The sequence below is a fragment of the Gordonia sp. CNJ-863 genome (assembly GCF_001942325.1).
GTDB classification, from domain to species: domain Bacteria; phylum Actinomycetota; class Actinomycetes; order Mycobacteriales; family Mycobacteriaceae; genus Gordonia; species Gordonia alkanivorans.
In genome coordinates this window covers 188,277-212,525 of sequence record NZ_MKKG01000044.1, presented here as the reverse complement: position 1 = coordinate 212,525, position 24,249 = coordinate 188,277, and the positions used below count along the sequence as shown (strand labels likewise).

The 24,249-nt window shown below is 69.0% G+C and carries 18 protein-coding genes and 2 pseudogenes; 9 read left to right on the top strand and 11 right to left on the bottom strand.

Features of this window, described 5'->3' with window-relative positions; genetic code table 11:
* Positions 1 to 31: 31 nt before the first annotated feature.
* The 3 genes and pseudogenes from BJF87_RS19330 to BJF87_RS19320 form a co-directional block, all read right to left on the bottom strand.
* The gene (locus BJF87_RS19330; protein WP_006357093.1) at positions 32 to 478 is read right to left on the bottom strand and encodes a DUF6802 family protein; all 447 of its coding nucleotides are present in this window, start codon (positions 476 to 478) and stop codon (positions 32 to 34) included.
* A complete protein-coding gene (locus BJF87_RS19325; RefSeq protein ID WP_042375089.1) occupies positions 475 to 1,959 on the bottom strand; it encodes a hypothetical protein in 1,485 nt (494 codons plus the stop codon). The genes BJF87_RS19330 and BJF87_RS19325 overlap by 4 nt, the downstream gene beginning before the upstream one ends.
* Positions 1,956 to 2,833 (bottom strand): annotated as a pseudogene (locus BJF87_RS19320) (hypothetical protein). The gene BJF87_RS19325 and the pseudogene BJF87_RS19320 overlap by 4 nt, the downstream one beginning before the upstream one ends.
* A 179-nt stretch (positions 2,834 to 3,012) precedes the next feature.
* Between BJF87_RS19320 and trmB the strand changes: the two are divergent.
* From trmB to BJF87_RS19300, 4 genes are all read left to right on the top strand, one after another.
* The gene (trmB, locus tag BJF87_RS19315) at positions 3,013 to 3,801 is read left to right on the top strand and encodes a tRNA (guanosine(46)-N7)-methyltransferase TrmB (protein ID WP_006357090.1); all 789 of its coding nucleotides are present in this window, start codon (positions 3,013 to 3,015) and stop codon (positions 3,799 to 3,801) included.
* Positions 3,798 to 4,484 (top strand): NYN domain-containing protein, encoded by a 687-nt coding sequence (locus BJF87_RS19310; protein ID WP_006357089.1) that lies wholly within the window; start codon positions 3,798 to 3,800, stop codon positions 4,482 to 4,484. Before trmB ends, BJF87_RS19310 begins: the two co-directional genes overlap by 4 nt.
* Positions 4,485 to 4,713: 229 nt before the next feature.
* Positions 4,714 to 7,998, top strand: a complete 3,285-nt coding sequence (locus tag BJF87_RS19305; protein ID WP_006357088.1) for an MMPL family transporter — start codon at positions 4,714 to 4,716, stop codon at positions 7,996 to 7,998.
* 184 nt (positions 7,999 to 8,182) lie between these two features.
* Positions 8,183 to 9,529 carry an aromatic acid/H+ symport family MFS transporter gene (locus BJF87_RS19300; RefSeq protein WP_006357087.1) on the top strand — a complete coding sequence of 449 codons (1,347 nt, stop codon included), beginning with the start codon at positions 8,183 to 8,185 and terminating at the stop codon, positions 9,527 to 9,529.
* Positions 9,530 to 9,571: 42 nt separating this feature from the next.
* On the opposite strand, the gene BJF87_RS19295 is transcribed toward BJF87_RS19300, so the two are convergent.
* The 3 genes from BJF87_RS19295 to BJF87_RS19285 are packed head-to-tail and all read right to left on the bottom strand — an operon-like array spanning position 9,572 to position 12,799.
* The gene (locus BJF87_RS19295; RefSeq protein WP_006357086.1) at positions 9,572 to 10,267 is read right to left on the bottom strand and encodes a response regulator transcription factor; all 696 of its coding nucleotides are present in this window, start codon (positions 10,265 to 10,267) and stop codon (positions 9,572 to 9,574) included.
* A 34-nt stretch (positions 10,268 to 10,301) separates the two neighbouring features.
* Positions 10,302 to 11,522: a MacS family sensor histidine kinase gene (gene macS, locus BJF87_RS19290; RefSeq protein ID WP_006357085.1), complete on the bottom strand. Its 1,221-nt coding sequence runs from the start codon at positions 11,520 to 11,522 to the stop codon at positions 10,302 to 10,304.
* Positions 11,519 to 12,799 carry an AI-2E family transporter gene (locus tag BJF87_RS19285; RefSeq protein ID WP_006357084.1) on the bottom strand — a complete coding sequence of 427 codons (1,281 nt, stop codon included), beginning with the start codon at positions 12,797 to 12,799 and terminating at the stop codon, positions 11,519 to 11,521. Before BJF87_RS19285 ends, macS begins: the two co-directional genes overlap by 4 nt.
* Positions 12,800 to 12,875: 76 nt before the next feature.
* On the opposite strand from BJF87_RS19285, the gene BJF87_RS19280 reads away from it, so the two are divergent.
* Together BJF87_RS19280 and BJF87_RS19275 are read left to right on the top strand one after the other, a co-directional pair.
* Positions 12,876 to 14,033, top strand: a complete 1,158-nt coding sequence (locus BJF87_RS19280) for a YbhN family protein (protein WP_006357083.1) — start codon at positions 12,876 to 12,878, stop codon at positions 14,031 to 14,033.
* 6 nt (positions 14,034 to 14,039) lie between these two features.
* Positions 14,040 to 14,489: a DUF3054 domain-containing protein gene (locus BJF87_RS19275; protein WP_006357082.1), complete on the top strand. Its 450-nt coding sequence runs from the start codon at positions 14,040 to 14,042 to the stop codon at positions 14,487 to 14,489.
* A gap of 36 nt (positions 14,490 to 14,525) precedes the next feature.
* On the opposite strand, the gene BJF87_RS19270 is transcribed toward BJF87_RS19275, so the two are convergent.
* Positions 14,526 to 16,163, bottom strand: coding sequence for an NTF2-like N-terminal transpeptidase domain-containing protein (locus BJF87_RS19270; protein ID WP_035753751.1), 1,638 nt, complete (start codon positions 16,161 to 16,163; stop codon positions 14,526 to 14,528).
* 188 nt (positions 16,164 to 16,351) lie between these two features.
* Here BJF87_RS19270 and BJF87_RS19265 point away from each other — a divergent pair, with 188 nt between their 5' ends.
* Positions 16,352 to 17,113 carry a pirin-like bicupin family protein gene (locus tag BJF87_RS19265; protein ID WP_006357080.1) on the top strand — a complete coding sequence of 254 codons (762 nt, stop codon included), beginning with the start codon at positions 16,352 to 16,354 and terminating at the stop codon, positions 17,111 to 17,113.
* Positions 17,114 to 17,154: 41 nt separating this feature from the next.
* On the opposite strand, the gene BJF87_RS19260 is transcribed toward BJF87_RS19265, so the two are convergent.
* From BJF87_RS19260 to BJF87_RS19250, 3 genes are all read right to left on the bottom strand, one after another.
* The gene (locus BJF87_RS19260) at positions 17,155 to 17,871 is read right to left on the bottom strand and encodes a sterol desaturase family protein (RefSeq protein WP_006357079.1); all 717 of its coding nucleotides are present in this window, start codon (positions 17,869 to 17,871) and stop codon (positions 17,155 to 17,157) included.
* Complete coding sequence (locus BJF87_RS19255) at positions 17,871 to 18,632, bottom strand: FadR/GntR family transcriptional regulator (protein WP_035753749.1); 762 nt, start codon at positions 18,630 to 18,632, stop codon at positions 17,871 to 17,873. Before BJF87_RS19255 ends, BJF87_RS19260 begins: the two co-directional genes overlap by 1 nt.
* Before the next feature lie 129 nt (positions 18,633 to 18,761).
* On the bottom strand, positions 18,762 to 20,237 hold the full coding sequence (locus BJF87_RS19250) for an NAD(P)/FAD-dependent oxidoreductase (RefSeq protein ID WP_006357077.1): 1,476 nt from the start codon (positions 20,235 to 20,237) through the stop codon (positions 18,762 to 18,764).
* A gap of 85 nt (positions 20,238 to 20,322) precedes the next feature.
* Here BJF87_RS19250 and BJF87_RS19245 point away from each other — a divergent pair.
* Together BJF87_RS19245 and BJF87_RS19240 are read left to right on the top strand one after the other, a co-directional pair.
* Positions 20,323 to 22,313 (top strand): annotated as a pseudogene (locus BJF87_RS19245) (M13 family metallopeptidase).
* Positions 22,310 to 22,888: a potassium channel family protein gene (locus tag BJF87_RS19240; RefSeq protein ID WP_006357075.1), complete on the top strand. Its 579-nt coding sequence runs from the start codon at positions 22,310 to 22,312 to the stop codon at positions 22,886 to 22,888. Before BJF87_RS19245 ends, BJF87_RS19240 begins: the two are co-directional and overlap by 4 nt.
* A 34-nt stretch (positions 22,889 to 22,922) precedes the next feature.
* Here the strand turns inward: BJF87_RS19240 and BJF87_RS19235 are convergent, their stop codons facing one another.
* Positions 22,923 to 24,050 carry an NDMA-dependent alcohol dehydrogenase gene (locus BJF87_RS19235; RefSeq protein ID WP_075863736.1) on the bottom strand — a complete coding sequence of 376 codons (1,128 nt, stop codon included), beginning with the start codon at positions 24,048 to 24,050 and terminating at the stop codon, positions 22,923 to 22,925.
* Positions 24,051 to 24,249 lie beyond the last annotated feature (199 nt).

The following is a 24,249-nucleotide window of genomic DNA, read 5'->3' as shown; positions in this document are numbered from 1 at the left end:
CAAAGTCCCTGGAAGACGGCCGTCGGCCTGCTCAGCCGATACGCCCCGAGCCGCCGGGAATCCACTCGCCGGTCTCCGGGTCGAGCACGGCCGAGCTGAAGCCGCCGTCGGCGCCGATCTCGGTGATCTTGTCGACCTGGCCGTCCCGGTCGCTGTCGGTGTACACGGTGAACCCGTCCGGACCGTTTCGCGTGAGGGAGTCGTTGACCCCGTCGTTGTCGGTGTCGACCTCCGCCGGGCCGAGATCCCAGATGCGGCCGTCCTCGTGCATCCACAGGTGGTCGTCGAGGTCGTCGGCGGCCGATTCCGCATGGACCGCGGCGACCGAGTCGACGTGCGGCTCGAACCCGGGGCCGGTGCCGGGCAGGTCGGCGGTCTCGAACGACCCGCCCGACAGCGCCCCCGCGTCGGGTCGGCCGCTGTCGCGCGGATCGGCCCCTGCGTGGTCGCCGTCGAAGATCGAATCCATCTCGTTCACCTTGTCCCGTCCTCGCCGGAGCCGGCCTGATCATTCGTGCTCGGGTCGTTCTCGTCCTTGTCATCCGCCCACAGCTGTTCGGAGCGGGCGAGGAGTTCGCGGTGCACGGCTTCCGCGCGGTCGCGGCGAACACGCACGTCCTGGTTCGCCGTGCCGCTGCGCAGCCTCCGGATCTCGTCGTCGATCTGCGCGACCTGCTCGCTCGTCCGCCGGGCTCTGCGTTCGTGGGCCCGGGCGATCTGCCCCGCGATCCGGGTCTCGGCCGCGGCGAACCGCAGTCCGAGCTGGTGGTCGAGTGCGGAGCGGGCGACGGTCAGCCGCTCGGTGCTGCGGCCCGTGCGGTCGGCGCGATCCAGCGCACCACGCCGGACGCGGATCACCCAGACCGCGACGCCGATCCCCAGCAACAGGGTCAGCGGCATGCTGATCCACTGCAGTGTCTGCACCGACGCCATCGGCGCGACGACGAGACGCCCCACGCCCAATCCGGTCGAGGCGCCGATGATGACGAGCAGCGCGTCCTCCGCACCTCCGCGCCGCCGCCGGTTGCCCGGCCCGTCGGCGGGCAACGGGGTCTCCGGCCACGGCTCCTGCGGGGACGGTTCGGGGTCGAGCCCGACGAGCGAGGTGGCCGCGACCTCGTCGATGCGCTCGTCGGCGTCCCGGCGGATTCCGTCGGCGAGGTCGGCCCACCGACTGCGCAGCCACGACTGGTGCTCGGCGCCGGTCCCCGGCGCGTCGTCGGCGACCAGTGCCGCGAGCCCGCGGACACGAGACTGCAGTTCGGCCGAGGACTGCGCTCGGGCTCGGGTCAGGCCGGCGCGCACGGCCGCGAGTCGATCGACCCGACCGCGATCCCGCGACGACACCAGCCGGCGCCGCGTACTCATCAGCTCGTCCAGCGCGCCGGATGTGTCGGTGTCGGTTCCGGCGTCGGTGTCGTCCAGCAGATGTTCGACGGCCCCGGCTCCCGCAGCGAGGCGGGCCCGCTCGACGCGCACCGCGGCGGGGGCCTCGAGCGCCTCACGTATCCAGCCGACCAGTGCGTCGACCCCGGACTCCTCGACGGCGCCGCCCAGCGAAGCGGCCGCCGACACCCCGAACAGCGGCATCGTCCCGAACGGATCGAGGGTCTTGCGATGGGCACGGACGATGCGGGGCCATTCCCAGAAGGCGTCGATCTTGGTGCACACCAGCGCGACGGTCCCGACCGTCCCACGCACCCGCTCGACGAGGTGGAGTTCCTCGTCACCCACCGACGACGACGGGTCGACGACGACCAGCGCGACGCCCGGCTGGTTTCCGACCTCCAGGGCCCGGGCGTGGGTTTCGAGATCGGGGGCCAGTTCCCGCACGGCGTCGACGAGTGTGCGCACTCCGACGCCGTCGGTCCCGACGACCAGGACCCCGGAGCCGGTACCGACGGCCGCGGCGTCGAATCCGGTCAGTTCCCGCGCTGCCTCGAGAACCCGCGTACTCATCCGGCACCTCCGGCCGCGAGCAGACGTTCGGCGTTCTCCCGATCGCAGCCCCGGGCCGCGGCACGTTCCAGCTCGGCGCGGATCTCGACCTCGCGCCAGAAGCGGACGCGGCCCACGCGGTCACCGAACGCCGCGCCGAGCTGCGTAACCCCGCTTCGGGCGTGAAGAGCACGGTTGAGCGCGTCCGCGTCGGCCGCCTCGTCTGATTCCTCCGTGATCAGCCGCAGCGCGGTGCCGATGCCGAACGCGTCGATCCGGCGCAGCAGTCCTTGCCGCAGCAACCGCTCCTGCAACTCGGGCGCACCGGCGAGGAACCGGCCGGCCATCGACGGCATCTCGGCCCGCTCGGCGGCCAGCCGGGTGAGGGCGGCGAACTCCGCGGCGCCGAGGTCGGCACACGCGAGCAGCTGGGAGACGGCGTGCACGGGCAGGCCCAGCTGCGTCGAGCATCGCCTGGCGACATCGACGGCGGCTTCCCAGTCCGGGTGGGTGTCGGCCTTGCCGAGGACGACGACCACGCGGTCGGCGGGCAGCGAGCTCAGCAGTTCGTGGTCGGCGCGGCGCGGCGGCCCGGCCAGGACGTGCAGCCAGAGGTCGGCGGCGGGTGCGTCCTCGCCCAGACCGGTCACGGTCGGCGCGAGTCGCTCGCGCAGGGCGCGCGCCATCGTGTCGCGCCCGACGCCCGGCCGCCGACCACCTGCACATGTAGAGGACGCAGAAAGCGGTGTCCGGCCGCGGAGAGGACCGGGACCAGCGGCGACGACGGCTCGACGAGGTCGGCGAGTCCGCCCTGCTCAGCGGCCGCCGAAAGCGGATCCCGGGGCGGCCGCCACCCGGGTGGCGGGTTCGTCGTTGTGCGCACGTTCGCCCCCACGTCTCAACAGCCCTTCCCCACAAGACACCCCGCGTGTTCCGCGGCTGGCCCGAGACTAATCCGGATTGGCCCCGATGGGCTTCCGGACCTCCACATCCCCGCCGACAGCGCGCTCTGTCCCCACGAATCCCCGACCGCTCGACGGACACGATCACCCGCGACTTCGCGGACAGGCCACGATGCGCAACGATGGACGGGTGAACAACAGCGCTGACAGGTCACGGTTGTACCCCCGCGTGACGAGCTTCCGATTCCGCCGGGGGACCTTGACGACCGGACAGCAACGCAACTGGGAGACCCTCTGGCCCGTCCTGGGCCGCGACCTCGAGATCGGTCCGGAGCGCATTCCCGAACCCCAGCTCGACCTGGACGCCATGTTCGGCCGGGACAACCCGAAGGTGCTGGAGATCGGCAGCGGCACCGGCATCTCGACCGCGGCGATGGCCGAGGCCGAACCCGACGTCGACGTGGTGGCGGTCGAGGTCTACAAGCCGGGACTGGCCCAGCTGCTCGGTCTCGTCGACCGCAACGGGTTGACCAACGTGCGCCTGATCCGCGGCGATGCGTCGATCGTCCTGCGGGAACTGATCCCGTCGTCGAGCCTCACCGGCGTCCGGTTGTTCTTCCCCGACCCCTGGCCGAAGTCGCGTCACCACAAGCGCCGGTTCGTCCAGACGGGCACACTGGAGCTGATCGCCGACCGTCTCGTCCCGGGGGGCGTGCTGCACATCGCCACCGACCACGCGGGTTATGCCGAGTGGATCGCCGAGAAGCTCGCCACCCAGGACGCCGACCGCCCCCACGTCGTTCAGCTCACCCGCGAGTCCCCGATCCTGCTGGAGCGGCCGACGACGAAGTTCGAGGGTCGTGCGGAACGAGAGGGCCGGTACGTCAGCGAGTTCGTGTACACGCGGCCCATCCCGCCGGCTTCCGCGTCCGGCGACACCCTCGACGGGAGCCCGGCATGACCGACCAGACCACCCCGGCCGGAACAACCGGCGGATTCGCGGACACCATCGCGGGCCAGACCGGCACACGCCGGATGCTGCTGGTCTGGGACGCACCCAACATGGACATGGGCCTCGGCGCCCTGCTCGGCGGCCGTCCGACCGCCGCACATCGTCCTCGATTCGACGCCTTGGGCCGCTGGCTGCTGCAGCGCACGGCAGATGTGTCGGCTCTCACGGAGAACGGCGGCGGCGTCGAGCCCGAGGCGACCGTCTTCACCAACATCGCCCCAGGTAGTGCCGATGTTGTGCGTCCCTGGGTGGATGCCCTGCGTAACGTCGGTTTTGCGGTTTTCGCCAAGCCGAAGCTGTCGGAGGACAGCGATGTGGACTCCGACATGCTCGACCACATCGAACTTCGCAGGCACACTGTTGGACTAGCCGGCGTGATCGTGGCGTCCGCCGACGGCCAGGCGTTCCGCGAGCCGCTCCTCCAAGTGGCCGGCGACGGAGTGCCCGTCACCGTCATCGGATTCCGCGAACACGCCAGTTGGGCCCTCACCACCGAGGAACTGGAGTTCATCGACCTCGAGGACATCCCGGGCGTGTTCCGGGAGCCCCTGCCCCGCATCGGGCTGGACTCGCTCCCGGACGAAGGCGCCTGGCTCACACCGTTCCGGCCGCTCAGCGCACTACTGCGCTGACCGGCGCATGGTGCCTCGTCGCAGGACGCCGAGGTGCTCACTGAGGGCGTCACCGACCCCGACACCTCAGGGATCACTCAGGCAACACTGTCAAGATCTCACGAAGAACTGACAGAATCGCGACCGGCACCGTTCACCTCCGGCACGGCGCCCCGTCCGAGCGCATCGACGGCCCGACACCCCCGATCGCGGCCGGCGCCCGACACGTCGCACACGAAAGGACATCAGCGTGTTCCGAGTAATCGGCACATTCGTGTATCGAATGCGCTTCCTCGTCATCGCGGTGATGATCGCACTGATGGCGGGACTCGGGCTATACGGTCTCGATCTCAGCAAGCATCTGAGTCAGAGCGGTTGGTTCGACCCCACGTCGGAATCCGATCTCGGTGCCCGCTACGCCGACAAGGCACTGGGACGCGATCACACGTCTGATGTCATCCTCCTGGTCACGCCACCGGAGGGCACGACGGTCGACGACCCGACCTTCGGCAAGAAGGTCGAGACCTTCGTCGAAGACCTCATCGCCACCCACCCCGACATCGTCGGGCGCGCCGACCCGGGCCTCTACGACCCGTTCCTCGTCCAGCCCGCACAGAGTGCAGTCCAGGAGCGACTGTTCACCCCGGACAAACGTCAGGCCTTCATCAGCATCGGTGTCGCCGGCAACGACGACACCACGGTGCTGGCCAACTACAACACCATCGAACCGTTCTTCGACGACATCGCCGAACGCTTCGACATACCCGGCGCCACCTTCGAACTCGCCGGCCTGCAGCCGGTCTCCGGGTCGATGGCCGACGGCATGGACAAGGACATCAAGCGCGCCGAGGTGATCGCGCTGCCGGTCGTCGCGCTCATGCTGTTCTTCGTCTTCGGGGGCGTCGTCGCGGCGTGTCTGCCGGTCCTGATCGGCGGCCTGACGATCGCGGGATCGCTGGGCATCATGAAGATCCTCGCGCTGACCACCGAGCTCAACATCTTCGCGCAGTCGGTGGTCACGCTGATCGGTCTCGGCATCGCGATCGACTACGGCCTGTTCATCGTCTCGCGCTTCCGAGAGGAACTCGGCGAGGGCTATTCCACGAAGGCCGCGGTCCGAAGAACGGTGATGACCGCGGGTCAGACCGTGGTCTTCTCGGCGACCATCATCGTCGCCGCCCTCGCCTGCCTGCTGATCATGCCGCAGGGATTCCTCAAGTCGGTGGCCTACGGCGCCATCGCCTCGGTCTCCCTCGCCGCGATCCTGTCGATCACCGTGCTGCCGGCGATCCTGGGCATCCTCGGGCCACGGGTCAACATGCTGTCGATCGGCTCGATCCTCAAGTACACCGCGATCCCGCTGGTCCGCCGCTTCTCGACCGAGGAGCGCGCCGTCGCGCTGGAGAACCGCTTCTCCGGCCGGATGAAGACCAGCCAGGAAGTCGAGAACGGCTTCTGGGGACGCCTCGCGACGTGGGTGATGAAGAACCCGCTGAAGACGGCGATCCCGACCGTGCTCCTCCTGCTCGCCCTGACGGTCCCGTTCGGCAGCATCCAGTTCGGCGGCATCAGCGAGAAGTTCCTGCCGCCGGACAACTCCGCACGTGTCGCGCAGGAGAAGTTCGACGAGTACTTCCCCAGCGAGCGCACCGAGGCGGTCAAGCTCGTCATCGTCTACGACGAGACAAACCAGGAAGACCAGAACAAGCTCGAGGCCATCGCCCGCCAGGCCGACCAGGTTCCGGGCTTCACCAACAAGTTCAGTGATCCCGACAAGGCCGGCTTCGGTTCGTACGACGCCGAGCGGTACCCGAACGTGGGCGTCTACCAGGTCTCGGCCGGCCTGGTCGACCGCACCAAGGCGGCCAAGGCGATCGACCAGCTCCGGGCGATCGACACCCAGGGCCTCACCATGTACGTGACGGGCACCCCTGCGCTCACCCAGGATTCGATCGACGCGCTGATGAACCGGTTGCCCTTGATGGCGATCATGCTGGTCCTGATCACCGGACTGCTGATGTTCCTGCAGTTCGGATCGCTGGTCCTGCCGATCAAGGCGGCGTTGATGACCGCTCTCGGTCTCGGCGCGACCCTGGGCATCCTGACCTGGATCTTCGTCGACGGCCACGGCGCGGGCCTCGCGAACTTCACCCCGGGTCCGCTGTTCGCCGCGATCCTGGTCCTGATCATCGCGATCATCTTCGGTCTCTCCACCGACTACGAGGTGTTCCTGCTCTCCCGAATGGTCGAGGCCAGACAGCGGGGAGCCAGCACCACCGAGTCCATCCGGAGCGGCATCGCCCACACCGGCGGGATCATCACCGCGGCGGCGGCGATCCTAGTCGTCGTGACCGGCGCCTTCAGCCTGTCCGACATCGTGATGATGAAGTACATCGCGTACGGCATGATCGCGGCGCTCATCCTCGACGCCACCGTGATCCGCATGCTGCTCGTGCCGTCGGTGATGAAGCTGCTCGGCGACGACTGCTGGTGGGCACCTCGCTGGATGCAGACCGTGCAGCGCAAGATCGGTCTCGGCGAGGCCGTCCTCGAGGACGAGCCCGACGAGCAGCGCGACTCCCGCGCGGCCCGCAAGATGAGTGCCGGCACGCTGGTCGCGGAGGCCCCGACCTCGGTCATGGCCGCAGCCCGGCCGCGCACCGCGCCCACCGGACCTGCACCCGCTCGCCGAGGGGCACCCGGACGCGACGGCCGGCAGCCCGTTCCCCCGCGTCCCGCACCCGGCGCACCCATGACGAACGCGCCCCAGCCCGGTGTACCCCAGCCGAACGGGCCGCTCACCAACGCGCCGGCGGCGAAGACGCGCCAACCCGGTGCACCCGTGCAGCGCAACGGAGGCCCGGGTCCCGTCCCGCCCGCACCCATGCCCGGGGACTCCCCCGGTCGCGCGGCCCCCGGCCGTGTCGGTCCGTCGGCACCGCCCACCGCGCAGCCGGCCGGTTCCCGGGCACCGGGCGCGTCGGCCGAGGCACCTCGTCCCGAGCGGCGCCCGATGGCGCCGTACCGGCGATCGGGTCTACCCAAGAGCGACCGTCCGGACACCGGCGGGTGGACGCTCGGCGAGGGCGGCATCCGCCTCGGCGACGCCGCCCCGCGGGGGAACGGCGACCGCCCGACGGGCACCACTCCCCCGCCGGCACCGCCGGTCCAGGCGCCTCAGCCGGCCGCCGCACCTGCGCGTGACGCCGATTCGCGGTCCCCACTGGGTCGACGCCCGACCCTCGACGACGCGGGTCGCCGGCCGCTGGCCGCATCTGTGTCGCCGGAGAACTCGACGCCGACGACTCGTGGTCGCCGGACCTCGGGACCGTCGCCGATGGAGCGTGGACTGAGTCCGGACGCCACCCCGGCGGCCACGCCCCGTCCGGGAACCGGCCCCGTCCCGCCGTCCGGGGAGGCCGACTCGGGCCGTCGACGCCCGCGGACCGACCGGCACGCCCGCTCGGACGAGACCGGTGACGACGCCCAGATCAGCGTGCAGGAGCTGCTGAAGCGCAGCCGCTCCGAGAAATGAGCACCGAGAAGTGAGTCGCCGACGGCCGGTGGGGGTTCGCCCCCGCCGGCCGTTCTCGTTATGGATCCGGTGTCGGCGTGGATCAATCGCGGATTGGTCAGGACTGGACATTGCCCCGATGTGACTGTGCCCACACCTGACGCATGATGTCTTCCAGCCCACCAACGCTGGAGGTACAGCCCGCATGGACTCTTCGACCTGGACGTCTCCGGAGCACCGTCGCAGTGTGCTCTGGATCGTCACCCTCGCCGCCGTCGCGATCGTCTTCGACGGCTACGACCTCGTCGTCTACGGCACGGTCCTGCCCACGCTGCTCGAGGACCCGGGACAACTGGGCAGTCTCACCCCGGCCACCGCCGGCGCTCTCGGTTCCTACGCCCTCGTCGGCGTGATGATCGGCGCCCTGGCGGCCGGAGCGTTCGGCGACCGGGTCGGCCGGCGCCGGATGATGTTGTTCAACATCGTGTGGTTCTCGGTCGGCATGGCGTTCACCGCGCTCGCGACCGACCTCGTCTCGTTCGGAATCCTGCGCTGTCTCACCGGTATCGGCATCGGCGGCCTGGTCGCGACCGCGGGGGCGATGGTCGCCGAGTTCGCGCCGACCTCCAAGCGAAACCTGTTCAACGCCATGGTCTACAGCGGGGTCCCGGCGGGCGGTGTCCTCGCCTCGGTGCTGGCGATGCTGCTCGCCGATCACATCGGGTGGCGCGGTCTGTTCTGGATCGGAGCACTGCCCCTCGTCACGCTCCTTCCGCTGGCGGTGCTCAAGATGCCCGAGTCCCCGCAGTGGCTCGCGGCACGCGGACGGTACGAAGAGGCCCGTCGGATCAGTACGCACACCGGTATTCCCGTCGATCTGCGCGCACGCCATCTCGGCATCGCGCCGGAATCCGTGCCCGCGAAACTCGGCTTCGCCGCCCTCGCCACGCGCCGATTCGCTGTTCCCACAATGCTTCTGGGAATGATGAGCTTCGTCGGACTGCTCTTGACCTACGGCCTGAACACCTGGCTTCCGCAGATCATGAAGGCGAACGGATTCGATGCGAAGGGATCGCTGTCGTTCCTGCTGGTCCTCAACGGCGGCGCCATCGTCGGCGGCCTGATCGCCGCCCGGTTCGCCGATCGCCGCGGCCCGCAGCAGGTGGTCGCGACATCGTTCTGCCTGGCCACCTTTGCGCTCGTGTGCCTGACCTTCGGTCTGCCGCTGCCGATCCTGCTCGCCGCTGTCGCGGTCGCCGGCACGGGCACCATCGGAACCCAGGTGCTGATCTACGGTTTCGTGTCGAACTTCTATCCGACCGAGGCCCGCGGCGCGGGTGTCGCCTGGTGCGCCGGCTTCGGCCGCCTGGGTGGGATCGTCGGTCCGGCCGTCGGCGGTCTGCTGATCGGCGCCGGGATCTCGTCGGGCACGGCGTTCTACCTGTTTGCCGGCATCGCGCTGGCCGGCGCGGCGGCCACGCTGCTGGTGGTCACACCGAGGGAGGCGCCGCCGACGCCGGTCCTGCCGACCGCGCTCGCTGCCACCGAATAGTCGCCAGGCACAACAGGTTCGACGGACGGTCTGGACGAGGACTCAGTCCTCCTCCAGGCCGTGCTCGATGACGTAGCGGGTCAGCTCCACCCGATTGCCCAACTGCAGTTTACGGAGCGTGGCCTGGACGTGGTTCTCGACCGTGCGGTGGCTGAGGGACAATCGCCGGGCGATCTGTTTGGCGCTCAACCCTTTCGCCACGAGTCGTAGAACCTCGGTCTCCCGCTCGGTCAGGACCGGCGTCGCCGGGGAGGCATCCGGCTGCTGCGACATCCGGCGGTACTCGCCGAGGACGAGGCCGGCGAGTCCGGGTGTGAAGACCGCCTGTCCGTCGGCGGTCGCACGGACCGCGGACACCAGCTCCTCGCGTGATGACGACTTCACGAGATATCCACTCGCCCCGGCCTTCACGGCCTCGAGAACGTCGTCGCGCTCCCCGGAGGCCGACAGCACGAGGATGCGGGTGCGCGGCGAGACCTCGAGCACCTCCGCGGTCGCATCGGCGCCGGAGCCGTCGGGGAGTTGCATGTCCATCAGCACGACGTCCGGCGTGACCGCGGCGGCACGTCGGCCCGCACTGGCCACCCCGTCGGCGGTGGCGACCACGTCGAAGCCCTCGTCGGCGAGATCTCGGGCGACCGCGTCGCGCCAGATCGGGTGATCGTCGACGACCATGATCCGCAGCCGTCCGGCCTCACCGTCCACCATGCGCCCACCCTCCGATTCGACCGTGCCCATCCGTCTCTCCCATCAGTCCCGCCGACCCTCGGTCCTACCGGCCCAACTGCCGCGGAACGGTGAACTCCCACTCGGTCCCGCCACCGGGTTCGGTGTCGAGGACGACCCTGCCACCCAGCGACTCGATCCGTCCGACAATGGATTTCGCGACACCGAGACGGCCTTGCGACACCGCTTGCGCCAACCGGCCCTCACCGATCCCGACGCCGTCGTCGCGCACACTCACCACCACGTCGTCCCCGAGATCCTCCACCAGGATGTAGGCCCGCGCTCCGGGACCCGCGTGGTGGTGGGTGTTGTCGAGGGCGTTGACCACCGCGGCGCGGATCTCCTGCCCGATGTGAGCCGGTACCGGAACGGGGTCGGCGGGTGCGCTCACCGAGACCCGGTCGTCGGCGAAGACCCGCAGGGCGGCCGCGAGGTCGACGTCGGCGGTTCCTCCTGCGCCGTCGAGCACGGATTCCGGGCTCGCGTCGCCGTCGGAGATCAATCGGCGCAGAGCCCGTTCCTGTTCGGCGGCGAGCGAAGCCAGTTCTGCGGTGGGCCCGCCGATCTCACGTCCGCGCCGGGCGATGAGTGCGAGCACCTGTAACACTCCGTCGTGCACCTCGCGCGACAGGCGTTCGCGTTCCTCGGCTGCCGCCGCGATTCGTGCTGCCGCCGAGAGCTTCTCATGGGAGCGCCGGGCATTCGCCGCGGCCAGCCCCACTGCCATACCGGTCGCGACGATCACGATGATCGTGGCGTTGCGTCCGAAGTTCAGGTTCAGCTCGCCCTTGACGAACGTGCTCGTTCCCCCGACGACGAGTCCGGCGACGATCCCGCCGACCGGTCCCGACAGGATCGCCACCGAGATGACCGCGTTGGTGGCCCACAGCGTCGTCGGCCAGGTCTGGTTGTTCCACGCCCAATCGGCGTCGGCGACATACGAGGTGGACAGCATCAGGCCGCAGACTACGACGACCTCGACGCTCACCCAGTAGCGGTTGCGGGCGAAGCCGACGAAGTACCCGACGCCGCTGACCGCCGTCCAGACGGTCAGCAGACCGAAGAGCGCCCACGCGACGGCCCGATGTTCCAGGTCGTCGTTGATCGCCAGCTGGAAGCCGAGCGCGTAGAGATAGGACAGGAGCCGGAAGATCTGCGCACCACGCCATAGTGGGCCGACCGGATCGACGTCGGCGGCGCGGGCCAACCGGCCCGCCTCGGTGTCCCGCATCTGCGCGACCCACCGCGCCGACGGCTGCGCGCTCATGACGTCCCGGGGTCCTGCGGTTTCGACTCGGGCTCGGCCGATTTCGGGGTCTCTCCGTCCGCCGTCGTCCCGCCTTCGGCCAGCACGTCCGCGGTCGCATCGGGATCGGCGGTGTCCCACACGGGTTCACTGGGTTCGGCGACGTACCCGCCGGTGACCGCCTCGGAAGCGGCGTGGGCGTCCGAGGTGCCCTTCAGGTGCCGAATCGCGGTGTTGAGGAAGGCGATCAGCGGCACCGCCAGCAAGCCGCCGATGATCCCCGCCGAGACCAGGCCCGCGGCGATGCCCAGGACCACCGCGACCGGATGCAACCGGACCGAACGGCCCAGCAGGAACGGCTGCAGCACATGGCTTTCGAGCTGCATCACGCCGACCACGATCGCGAGTGCCACGACCGCCGCGATCCAGCCCTGGGTGATCAGGGCGACCAGCACGGCCAGCGAACCGCTCAGCAGCGCACCGACGATCGGGATGAACGCTCCCAGGAACACCAGCGACGCCAGCGGAAGCGCGAGCGGCACCTGGAGGATCGCGAGGCCGACGCCGATTCCACAGGCATCGACGAAGGCCACGGCGACCGTTGCCCGGACATAGCCGACGAGCGTTCCGAACCCGGCGATCCCCGCTCGCCACACCCGATCGCGACTTCCGTCGGGCACGACGCCGGTCGAGAACCGCCAGATCTGGCCGCCGCCGTAGAGGAAGAAGATGAGGAGGAAGAGGGTGAGCAGAGCACCGGTGATGATCTCGCTCGCCGTGGTGGCGGTCGCGAGCGCACCGCTGGTGACCCGGTCCTGGTTGTGCTGCAGGAAGTCGAGGATGTCGGTGCCCGCGTTGCGAACCTGCTCGGGGTCGAGATCGAGCGGCCCCTCGATCAACCACGACTTGGTGCGTTCCACGGTGGCGCTGACCTCTTCGACCAACTGCGGGACGCCGCGCATGAACTCGCGCACCACGAAGGTCATGACCCCGGCGATGAAGCCCAGGGCCAGGAGGATGTTGAGGAGCACCGCCAGCGATCGCGGCACCCCGCGACGGTCGAGGGCGTCGACCGCGGGCACGAGCATCGCCGCCACGAGGATCGCCAGCGCGACCGGGACCAGGACCTCTTCGAACTCCACGAACAGCTTCGCGGCGACGTAAGCGGTGACGAGGAGCAGGAGCAGTCGCCACGCCCATTCCGCGGCGGCCCGCACCTGCGGGTGGACCCTGGCACGGTCGAGGGACGCGAGGTCGGGGGCAACGGACGGCCGACCGGCCGGTTCGGCTTCGCTCACGAGAGCAACAGTAGACAGTGGAGTCACCCGACGGTGGTGGACATGCTGGAGTACACCCTGGCCTAGGGTGTCACCTATGTCGGAGGATGTTGGCTCGCCGGGGGACGTGACCGCCCGCCCCGCCTCCCGTCCCCGCTTCTGGTGGGTGCGCTGGGTCCTCCTTGCCGTCGTCCTGGTGATCCTCGGTGTCGAGATCGTGCTGATCTGGCCCGAGTTGAAGGGCGCGTGGCTACGCATCGGCGAGATCAAATGGCACTGGGTGTTCGCCTGCGTCGTGGCCGCGATGCTGTCGATGGACAGCTTTGCTCAGGTCCAGCGTGCGCTGTTGCGCTCGGCCGGCGTCCGGGTGACGCAGTGGAAGTCGCTCTCGGTCATCCTCGCCGCCAACTCGCTGAGCCAGACGATGCCGGGCGGCCAGGTGCTCGCCCCGGCCTTCACCTACCGCGAGACCCGCAAGTGGGGCGCGACCCCGGTCGTCGCGTCGTGGCAGGTCGTGATGTCGGGTCTGCTCGCGGGTGTCGGACTCGCGGTTCTCGGCTTCGGCGGCGCACTGCTCGCCGGCGCCAAGACCAGCCCGTTCTCGGTCGTCTTCTCGGTGGCCGGGCTGCTCGCCGTCGCCGTCGTCCTGCAGTACCTCGCGAGCCATCCCGAATCGTTGAAGAGCACCGGCATCCGGATGCTGGGGTGGACCAACCAGATCCGCAACAAGCCCGACGATCACGGCACCGAGAAGCTCCTCGAGCTGCTGGAACAGCTCCGGGCGGTCCAGCTCACCAAGCGCGACACCTCCATCGCTTTCGGTTGGAGCCTGTTCAACTGGGTCGCCGACGTCGCCTGTCTGATGTTCGCCTGCTGGGCCGTCGACGCACATCCGAGCATCGCGGGACTGATGGTCGCCTACGCGGCGGGCAAGGCCGTCGGTACGGCGATCCCGCTGCTCCCGGGCGGGATCGGGGTAGTCGACGCCGTGCTGGTCCCGGCCCTCACCAGTGCCGGGATGCCCGCCGCCGACGCGATCACCGCCGTCCTGATCTACCGCATCATCAGCTACGTGTTCGTCGCGGCGGTCGGCTGGGTCGTCATCGCGCTCATGTTCCGCAACCGGATCAGGCGCGACGACACCTTCATCGACGAGGTGGAGCGCGACGTCGACGCGGCCGCGCGCGAGGACTCCTCCGGTACGGAACCCGGTCAAGGGTCCGACACTGATCCGCCGCCGGACCCGGTACGGTAATCCACCATGTCGATCCCGAACCCCGCCGAGGAGGGGACCTCGCCGGTGCGGGGGACCGCGACCGGACCGGTCGCCGCCCTGTTCGACGCGGTGGCCATCACGATCTTCGTGGTGATCGGCCGGGCCAGCCACGAAGAGGGGTACGCACCGGCCGCCTTCCTGCACACGCTGTGGCCGTTCCTGGTCGGATGTGCGGCCGGCTGGTCGATCACCTACGTGTACGCCCACGTGCGGTCCAGCGACTTCTTCGGCCACGACTTCCGGCCCGACCGCGTCGTGCCGGTCGGGATCGTCATCTGGTTCTGCACGGTGACCGTCGCGATGATCCTGCGGTTCATCCTCAGCCAGGGTGTGGCGGTCAGCTTCGTCATCGTCGCGACCGTGACGCTGGCGCTGTTCCTGCTCGGGTGGCGCGCGGTCTTCGCCTACCTGGGCCGCCGCGCCGCCACCCGCTGACCCCTCGCCGGCGTCTCGGACTGCCGGTGTTCGCGCCTACTTGATGGTGAAGTACTTCTGCGCCACCTGGAGCGCAGCGGTGCCCGACTTCGGCCCCTCGGTGTAGATCACGACGACCTGACCGCCCTGGACACCGACGAACCAGCCGGGGCCTTCCGGGCCGTTGGTCCCGACGAGCGCCTTCAAGCCGGGTGCACGGGTGAGGTCGCTGGCGTCTCCGGTGGCCGCGGTGGTGGTCATCGCCTTCAGGATCGGACCGACGAGCGCGGGGTCGAGGCCGCCGAGCTCACCACCGGCGACCTTGGTGGGCACGTTCTTCAGGACGAACGGCGCCACCGATGACGGCTGTCCCGCCGCGGCGCGTGCCAGTGCGACGCCGAACGCACCCATGTTGGTCATCGACATGTTGGTCTGGCCCGGGCGGTAGCCGATGGTCGCGATCCCGGGCTGGCCCGGCGTGGGAACACTGGCCCCCGGCACAGTGAACTGGACACCGAGACCGAGGCGGTCGAGCAACGTCTCCGCCTTCTCGGGTTGCGGCCCGGCGATGCGCCCGACCTCGTCGAAGACCGGGTTCAGCGTCGAGCCGACCGGGTAGGCCCGATCGATCTCGATGCCACGCTCGACCGCATAGGTGTTCTGCGCCATGCCCAGGATGGCGCCGCTCTGCGCGTCGAGGGTCAGGATCGTGGCCGGCTGCCCCACCTCGACCGCAGCGTCGCCGAGGGTCAGCTGCACACCCTGATCGACGGTCGACAACACATCCGGTCCGGGCGGCCCCTGTTCACCGGCGAGGCGGCGCGGCCGGAGGCCCGGGTTGACCATCTCGACCTGCCAGCCGGCCGTGGCATCGCGGATCGCCTGCCAGTAGTTGGTCAGGCCGTCCTCGAGCGGCGACGACAACCGACGGTCGGCCATCACGAGTTTGTCCGTGCGGTTGACGCTCACACCGGGCACCCGCCCGGGGTCGCCGGCGAGAACCTGCATGTCGGGATCGCGCAGCGTGACGGCGATGACCGGCTTACCCGGCGTCTCGGCCAGCTTCTCGCCGATGACCGCGGGGGTGATCAGCGGCGCGATCGGCGCGATCACGCCGGCCAGCGCTCGCGTCGTGGCCGCCAGATCGCGGGTTTGTGCAGGGTCGATGACGATTTCGTTGACCGGCTGGAGGTACATGAAGACCTTGCCCGACCAGCTGCGCACCGACGGCGCGGGTGTCGCGTCGGTGCGGATCTCGCGGAGGTGGCCGCCGGCACCGAGGCCGGGATGCAGGACCGCCGGATCCCAGGTGACCTTCCACCCGGACGACAGCTTCCGCGCGGTTCCCTCGCTGTTCGCCTCGTAGACGCGCCCCTTGTCCCAGTTCCACTTGGTGGTCAGGGCGAAGGTCGCGGTGCCGTCGCTGTACTCGACGGGTTTCTCGATGTCGACGTCGATCCGTTGTGCCGACATCTCTTTCAGCGTCGTGGTCAGACTCTCACCGGCTTGACCAGGGGCCGTCGTGAACTGCGCGGCACCGCCGGCGTCCTGGCGGCTCAGCGCGGTGGCGAAAGCGTCGATGGCGGCGGCGGCACCGGTGTTGGACGTTCCGGTGAGCGAACAGGAGCTCACAACGACGGCACAGGCGACCGCGGCACAAGCGGCGGACGTTGCGCGCTTGACCCAGATCTTCATGACGACAATTTTCACTCTTGTAACACTCGAAATCGACGCTCCCAGCTTCCATTCGGGAATCAAGCCGGTCACGAACGCGTCTCGTCCCGCAATCTTCGCGCCACAGCTGACGGCCGGGGGTGGTTCCGTTCACGAAACCGCGGCAAACCGGACCCCGGCCCGAGTCGTCCGACTGCGATGATGGACCCATGGCTTTCACGGTGATCCCCGGCGACGATCGCATGGTCACGACGACCGACTGGCTCACCTCGCGGCATGGGTTCTCCTTCGGCGATCACTATGATCCCGACAACACCCACTTCGGCGCCCTCCTCGCGTTCAACGACGAACAGGTGGCGCCCGGCGAGGGCTTCGAACTCCACCACCATCAGGAGAGCGAGATCGTCACCTGGGTGGTCTCCGGGACGCTCGTGCACCGCGATTCGGCCGGGCACTCGGGCGTGCTCTATCCGGGTCTCGTGCAACGGATGAGTGCCGGCACCGGCGTCGAACACTCCGAGCGCAACGACTCCTGGCCCGGGCTACCGGGTTCCGGGACCGAACCGGTGCGCTACGTGCAGATGTGGCTCATGCCCGACCGGCATGGACTCGCTCCGTCCTACGACCAGGCCGACGTCGCCGACCGACTGGCGGCCGGCGAGCTGGTCCCGGTCGCCTCCGGTGACCCCGACCGTGGGGCCGCGATCTCGGTCGCCAACGCCGGCGCCACCCTCTTTGCCGCTCGGCTGAGCCCCGGCGGGACGGTCGAACTCCCGACTGCCCGCTTCACACACCTGTTCGTTGTCGAGGGCCAGGCAGAGGCCACCGTCGAGGGGGAATCCGCCGCCTTGAACGCCGGGGACGCCGTGCGCGCCGTCGACGCCGAACTGATGTCGATCACCTCCGGCGCCGGCGCCGAGATCCTCGTCTGGTCGATGGCGACAGGGCTCGGGGGTTCCTCCGCCGGCTGAGTGGGCGAGGAGCTTGCGACGAGCCGTGTCGAAGCCCTGTCCTACTCCGTCCGCGACAGCGCGTGCAGATCCTTCGCCGTCGGCGACTTCTCAACGGTGTCCGGGTCGGGGTAGGTCCGGAGCAACCGGTCGGCGGTCCCGGCGGTGGTGACCGTGAACCAGTAGTGCTCGTTGCGGTAGTGGTGGAACCGGTGGTTGCGCCAGAGTCGGCGGTAGAACGCGTGTCGCGGCCGGTAGTCGGAGTGGATCAGGTAGTGCGTCCACTCGTAGACCAGGCCGATCGCCGGAAGTACGACGAGGAACGTGAGTCCCCGCTCGACGCTGGTGAAGACCAGCAGTCCGACGACGAGCGCGGCGACGATCACGACGATCAGCACCTGCCATGGGATGAAGATGAGCGGGATGTTGCGGGGGTTGTGATGATGCTCCCGGTGTTTGCGCGAGACGAGCGGATCGATGGTGATCGGCCCCAGCCGCTTGGGGCGCCAATGCAGGACGAACACGTGGATCAGCCACTCCACCAGCGGGAAGCTCGCGACCATGACGACGGGGACGATCAGGTCGGCGAGACCCCAGCCGCCCAACCACACTCGTGCCACCAGCGCGGCGACGAGGAAAGCCGCCATGATCCACGGCGACGGGTGCCTGAGGAACTCGGCGAAGGCGTCGCGCAACGACATCGAGTGCCGCGATCGCATGCGTCGTTCCTCGGCGGCCACCTGTCGGCGTGCCCGGATGTCGATCTCGTCGGCGGACATCAGTGTCCCTCTCCCTGTTTGGTGTCGGTTTTCTGGTCGGTCTCGGCGTTCTCGAGTGCCTCGCACACTGCGAGCAGAGTCGCCGTCGCGGGTTCGAGCAGAGCTCTGGCCGCGACCTCGGCCCGTTCGGGTTCGTGCGCGGCGATGGTGTCGACGAGCGCCCGGTAGCCCTCGATGTTCCCGACCTCGGGTTCCAGGACCCCGGCGAGAGCGGGGACAGCGGGCTCGTAGGCGGCGCGCAGCGAGTTGTACATGAGCCGGAAGGCGATCGAGTCGCCCGCGTCGACAACGGCGCTCCAGAACTCGAGGGCGGCGACCTGCTGGCCGATCGGGTCCGACTCGGCGGCGAGATGATCGAGGACCGCTCTGATCGCGACGAGATCGTTGTCGGTGGCACGCCGCGCCGCGAGGCGGGCGACCTCCGGTCCGACGGCGGCACGCGCCTCGATGATCGACCGCGCGACGCCGGGCACGAGCGCCCCGCCGCGGAGGAGCAGCCTCGGCAGCAGGTCGAGTCCGCCCGTGCGGGCGATGTCCTGGATGCGCGCGCCGTCGCCCTGGCGGATGGTGACCAGGCCGGCCGCTGCGACTCGCTTGAGAGCCTCGCGCACCGTCGGCCGGGAGACCCCCAGCATCCGCGCCAGTTCCCGCTCGCTGGGGAGCGCCTCGCCGGCAGCCAGATCGCCGGACAGCACGCCTTCGACGATCTGGTCGAAGACGATCTCGGGTGCGCTCTGCTGGGTCACCGGCTCGAAGGGCATACGTGTGACGGTAACCACGCTCGGTCAGGTGGTCAAGTGGTCAGACCAATTTCGCCTGGTCGGAAGCGCTGCACGTGGCCGCGCTGTCTCGACGTCGCGAATCCGTGATGAAGTCGCGATTCTGCGAGGTCAGCGCAGCTGATCGAGGAGCCGCAGCCACACCTCGCTGACCGTCGGATACGACGGGACCGCGTGCCACAACCGCGCAAGCGGAACCTCTCCGACGATCGCGACCGTCGCCGAGTGCACGAGTTCACCGGTCTGCGGTCCGACGAAGGTCGCGCCGAGGAGGACATCCCGCGTCGCGTCGACGACCACGGACGCGTACCCCGAGTAGTCCGGCCCCAGCAGATACGACCCGGCCACCGAGATCTCACCCTCGGCGACCCGCACGTCGATCCCGGCGTCGGCGGCCTGCTCCCGGGTCAGCCCGACCGACGAGATCTCCGGTCGGGTGAACACCACCTGCGGCACCGCGGCATGGTCGGAACCGGCGACGTACCTGATGTCGTCGAGTTCCCGGCCCTCGGCCCGCGCGGCGATGACGTCACCGGCGACCCGCGCCTGATACTTACCCATGTGGGTCAGCGCATTGCGGCCGTTGACATCTCCGACCGAGTAGAGCCAGGGGTGGCCCGGCACGGTGAGGTGATCGTCGACCCCCAGCGGCCCCTCGGCCGTCAGTCCGAGCGCGTCGAGACCCACATCGGTTGTCGCCGGCGACCGTCCGGCCGCAACCAGGATCTCGTCGACGGTGAGCTCACCCGCACCGTCGCCGGTGAGCCGGACGACCGCCGGGCCGCCGTGCAGTCGCCCGTATCCCGAGCCAGTGGCATCGGGCCGGTCGACCGCCTCGATCGTCGTCCCGAAGCGGAGGTCGGCGCCGCGCGCCCGCAGCGCGTCGGCAACCCGTTCTCCGGCAAAGGGTTCCATCCGTGGCAGCAGCCGGTCCCCGCGGATCGCCATCACGAGGCCGCGCACGCCGAGGTCGAGCAGCCACGTCGCGGCCTCGCAGGCCACGACCCCGCCGCCGAGCACCACCACCCGCTCCGGGATCTCGAGGATGTTGGTCGCGTCGCGCGACGTCCACGGCAGCGCCTCGCGCAGTCCCGGGATCGGCGGGACGGAGGCGGTGCTTCCGGTGGCGATGACCACCGCCTCGCGCGCGGTCAGCAGTTGGTCACCGACTCGGACCTGCTTCTCGCCGACGAGCCGGCCATGGCCGCGGATCACCTCGATACCGGCACCGTTGGCCCACCGCACCTGACCGGCGTCGTCGTGCGTCGCCCCGCCCCGATGTGCCGAGCTGTCGTCCAGCCGGCCGGTGACCGTGTCGCGCCACTCGAGCACGCCGGAGGGTTCCGGGTTCGACGCCGACGCCCGTTCCCGGGATCCGCCCAGCGATCGCGCCTCGCCGAGAGCGTTCCCGGGGCCGAGCAGCGCCTTGGACGGCATGCACGCCCAGTAGGAGCACTCCCCGCCCAGCAGTTCGTGTTCGACGATCGCGGCGGTGCGATCGCTGCCCCGTATCGCATAGTCTGCGGCGTTCTCGCCCACCGGCCCGCCGCCGATCACGACGACGTCGTAGCTGGTTTCTCCCACCATGGATCCACCGTAGGGACCTGCGCGGGACCTCGCGCGATTTCGCCGGTACCGAACGCTGCTGACGGATCGCCCATCCGGTGACAGGATGGAGCGCGTGACTGCTTCGAATACCGATCTCAAGTCCGGACTCGACCTCGAGTGGGTCGACGATTCCGTCCGCATCCAGGACGATCTGTTCGCCCACGTCAACGGCAAGTGGTTGGAGTCGCACGTCATCCCCGACGACCGTTCCGTCGACGGAGCGTTCCACGTGCTGCGCGACAACTCCGAGGAGAACGTTCGCGACATCATCACCGAGTGTGCGAAGTCGAGCCCCGCGAGCGGCTCCGACGCACAGAAGATCGGCGACCTCTACGCGTCGTTCATGGACACCGACCACATCGAGGCGCTCGGCATCGGCCCGATCACCGGCGAGCTCGAGAAGATCGCCGCCATCGACTCGGTGGACGCACTCGCCCGGCGCATCGGCCGGCTCCAGCGTCACGGCGCCGGCGGACTGTTCGGCTACTACGTCGACACCGACGCCAAGAAGTCCGACCGCTATCTGGTGCACGTCACCCAGTCCGGGCTCGGCTTGCCCGACGAGTCGTACTACCGCGAGGACAAGCACGCGGAGACCCGCACCGCCTACATGGCGCATGTGGAGCGGATGTTCGCCCTCGCCGGGTTCGACGATGCGGCCACCCGCGCCGCCACCATCCTCGACCTCGAGACCGCCATCGCGGCCGAGCACTGGGACGTGGTGAAGCGCCGCGACGCCGAACTCACCTACAACCTGATGACGCTGGACGAATTCTCATCCGCCGCAGACGGTTTCCCGATCGGCGAGTGGTTGGGCGGCCTGGGCACCACTGGTGATCCGACCTTCGCCGAGGTCGTCGTCGCCCAACCCTCGTTCGTGTCCGGGGCGTCGGCACTCATCGCCTCGCGTCCGCTGGACGAGTGGAAGACCTGGCTGACGTGGCGCCTCCTCCGCTCCGCGGCGTCGTACCTGTCGTCGGACTTCGTCGACGAGAACTTCGATTTCTACGGCCGCACGCTGACCGGCGCGGAGACCATCCGCGACCGCTGGAAGCGCGGCGTCGGGTTCGTCGAGGGCGCGATGGGCTTCGCGGTCGGCAAACTCTATGTGGCCAAACACTTCCCGCCGGAGGCCAAGGCCCGGATGGACGAGTTGATCGCCAACCTGGTGAAGGCTTATCGCCGCAACATCTCCGAACTCCCGTGGATGACCCCGGACACCCGGGAGAAGGCCCTCGCGAAACTCGAGAAGTTCACCCCGAAGATCGGCTACCCGGCCAAGTGGCGCGACTACAGCGCACTGAGCGTCGACCGTGGCGATCTCATCGGGAACGTCGCGCGCGCATCGTCGTTCGAGCAGGACCGCGAGTTCGCCAAGATCGGCGGACCGGTCGATCACGACGAATGGTTCATGACCCCGCAGACGGTCAACGCCTACTACAACCCGGGCATGAACGAGATCGTCTTCCCCGCGGCCATCCTGCAGCCGCCGTTCTTCGATCCCGAGGCCGACGACGCGGTCAACTACGGCGGCATCGGCGCGGTCATCGGCCACGAGATCGGCCACGGGTTCGACGACCAGGGCGCGAAGTACGACGGCGACGGAAACCTCGTCGACTGGTGGACGGACCTCGACCGCACCGAGTTCTCCTCCCGCACACGTAAACTCATCGATCAGTACGGCGAGTTCACCCCGACGGGCCTCGACCCGGAGCACAAGGTCAACGGCGACTTCACCATCGGTGAGAACATCGGCGACCTCGGCGGGCTGTCGATCGCGCTGGTTGCCTATGAGATCGCCAATGAAGGCACCGAACCCCCGGTGATCGACGGGCTGACGGGTACGCAGCGAGTCTTCTTCAGCTGGGCGCAGATCTGGCGCACCAAGACCCGCGACGCCGAGGCGATCCGCCGCCTGTCCATCGATCCGCATTCGCCGCCGGAGTTCCGCTGCAACGGCGTCGTGCGCAACATGGATGCGTTCTACGAGCCTTCGACGTGAAGCCCGGCGACGACCTGTATCTCGAACAAGAGCAGCGGGTTCGGATCTGGTGAGCGAGGCATCCGGCGCCCGCGGCCCGCATGACGGCGCCCCGCCGCCGGTACCGGGGTCGCGGGATGCCCTCGTCCTGGCGAAGGGCCGCGAGCTGACGGTCGCGCTCCTCCGGCCCATCGGCGCCGCCGTCGTGCTGCTGGCCGGGTACTTTCTGCTGCCGATCAACAAGAACAGCGACCTCAACGTCCTCGGCATGCTGCTCGGCGCGACCCTGCTCGTGTCGTTCTGCGTCTGGGAGGTCCGCAGGTTCGCCCGGTCGATCCATCCGATCGCGACCGCGATGGAGATGTTGGTCGCCCTGGCGACCTTTTATGTCGTCGCCTTCGCCGCCACGTACTACCTGTTCTCCGAATACGATCCGGGCAGCTTCAACGAGTACCTCACCCGCGTGGACGCCCTGTATTTCTGCCTGACGGTGTTCACCACGACGGGCTTCGGCGACATCGCCGCGGATTCACAGGGCGCCCGGGTAGCGGTGTCGATCCAGATGGCCAGCACCCTGGTGCTCCTCGGCCTGGGGTTGCGATTCCTCAACCTGCTGATCAATCAGCGACGCCAGGCCACCGCGGGGTGACCTGGCGTCGTCGATTCGCGTGTCGTCGGAGCGATCAGTAGTCGTCTTCCCCGTAGACGATCATGCCGCGAATGTTGTTGCCCGCCAGCATGTCGTCGTAGGCCTCGTTGATCTGGTCGAGCCGGTAGGTGTTGGTCACCAGGTCGTCGAGGTTGAGTTTGCCCGCGCGGTATTCGTTGAGCAGGGCCGGGACCTGGGTCCGCGGGCTCGCGCCGCCGAAGATCGCACCCTGCACCCGCTTCTGCATGAGCGTGAGGTCGAACAGGTTCATCTGGGCGTCCATCGCCTGGAAGTTGCCCATACCCACGACGACGACCTGTCCGCCCTTGCCGGTGAGGGCCAGAGCGGGCGCGATCATCGAGCCGTCGATCTCACCGACGGTGAGGATGGTGGTGTTGGCCATCTTGCCCCAGGTGATGTCGCCGATCGCCTCGAGTGCCGCCTCCATCGACGGGAAGGTGTGTGTCGCACCGAGTTTCTCGGCCATCTGCAGCTTGAACGGCACCGGGTCGACGGCGATCACGTGCCGGGCGCCGGCGGCGGCCGCACCCTGGATCGCGTTGATGCCGACACCGCCGATGCCGACGACGATCACGGTGTCGCCGGCGTGGGTGCCACCGATCTCGACCGCCGAACCCCAACCGGTCGCCACACCGCATCCGAGGAGGGCTGCGGCCTGCAGTGGGATGTCGTCCTCGATCTTCACCAGTGACGCTTGGTTGACCGTGATGTAGGGCGCGAACGTGCCGAGCATGCACATCTGCACGAGCGGCAGACCGTCATGGGTGCGCGCCCGGTTGGTGTCGTCGGAGATGGACAAGCCGGTCAGCAGGCGCGCACCCTCGTCGCAGATGTTCTGCTGACCGCGCGAACACGGCTCACACGTCCCGCATGCCGGGATGAACGCTGTGACGACGTGGTCGCCCTCCTTGAGACGGGTGACACCCGGACCGACCTTGGTCACGACGCCGGCGCCCTCGTGTCCGCCCAGCACCGGCATCGGCGCCGGGCTGTCACCGGTGCGGAGGTGATGGTCGCTGTGGCAGAGACCCGAGCTGACGAGCTTCACCTGGACCTCGCCTGCCATCGGGTCACCGAGCTCGAATTCCTCGATCTGCCACTTCTCACCCGGATTGCGGAGAACTGCACCTTTGGTCTTCACGTGTGCTCCTTGCTCGTGTCGCCCCGGAACAGGGCGTTAGATATCGCCGTCGGCTTATGCGACGTACATCACATGTTGGTCCAACTCCTCGGTCGCCGCAGCCAATTCACGTGATCGGTGTCACGCGTTCCCGCCGCGGCCATCCGGCTCCCGGATGGCACCGAAACGGTTGCATGCGACCGCCCTCGAGCCCTTCCTC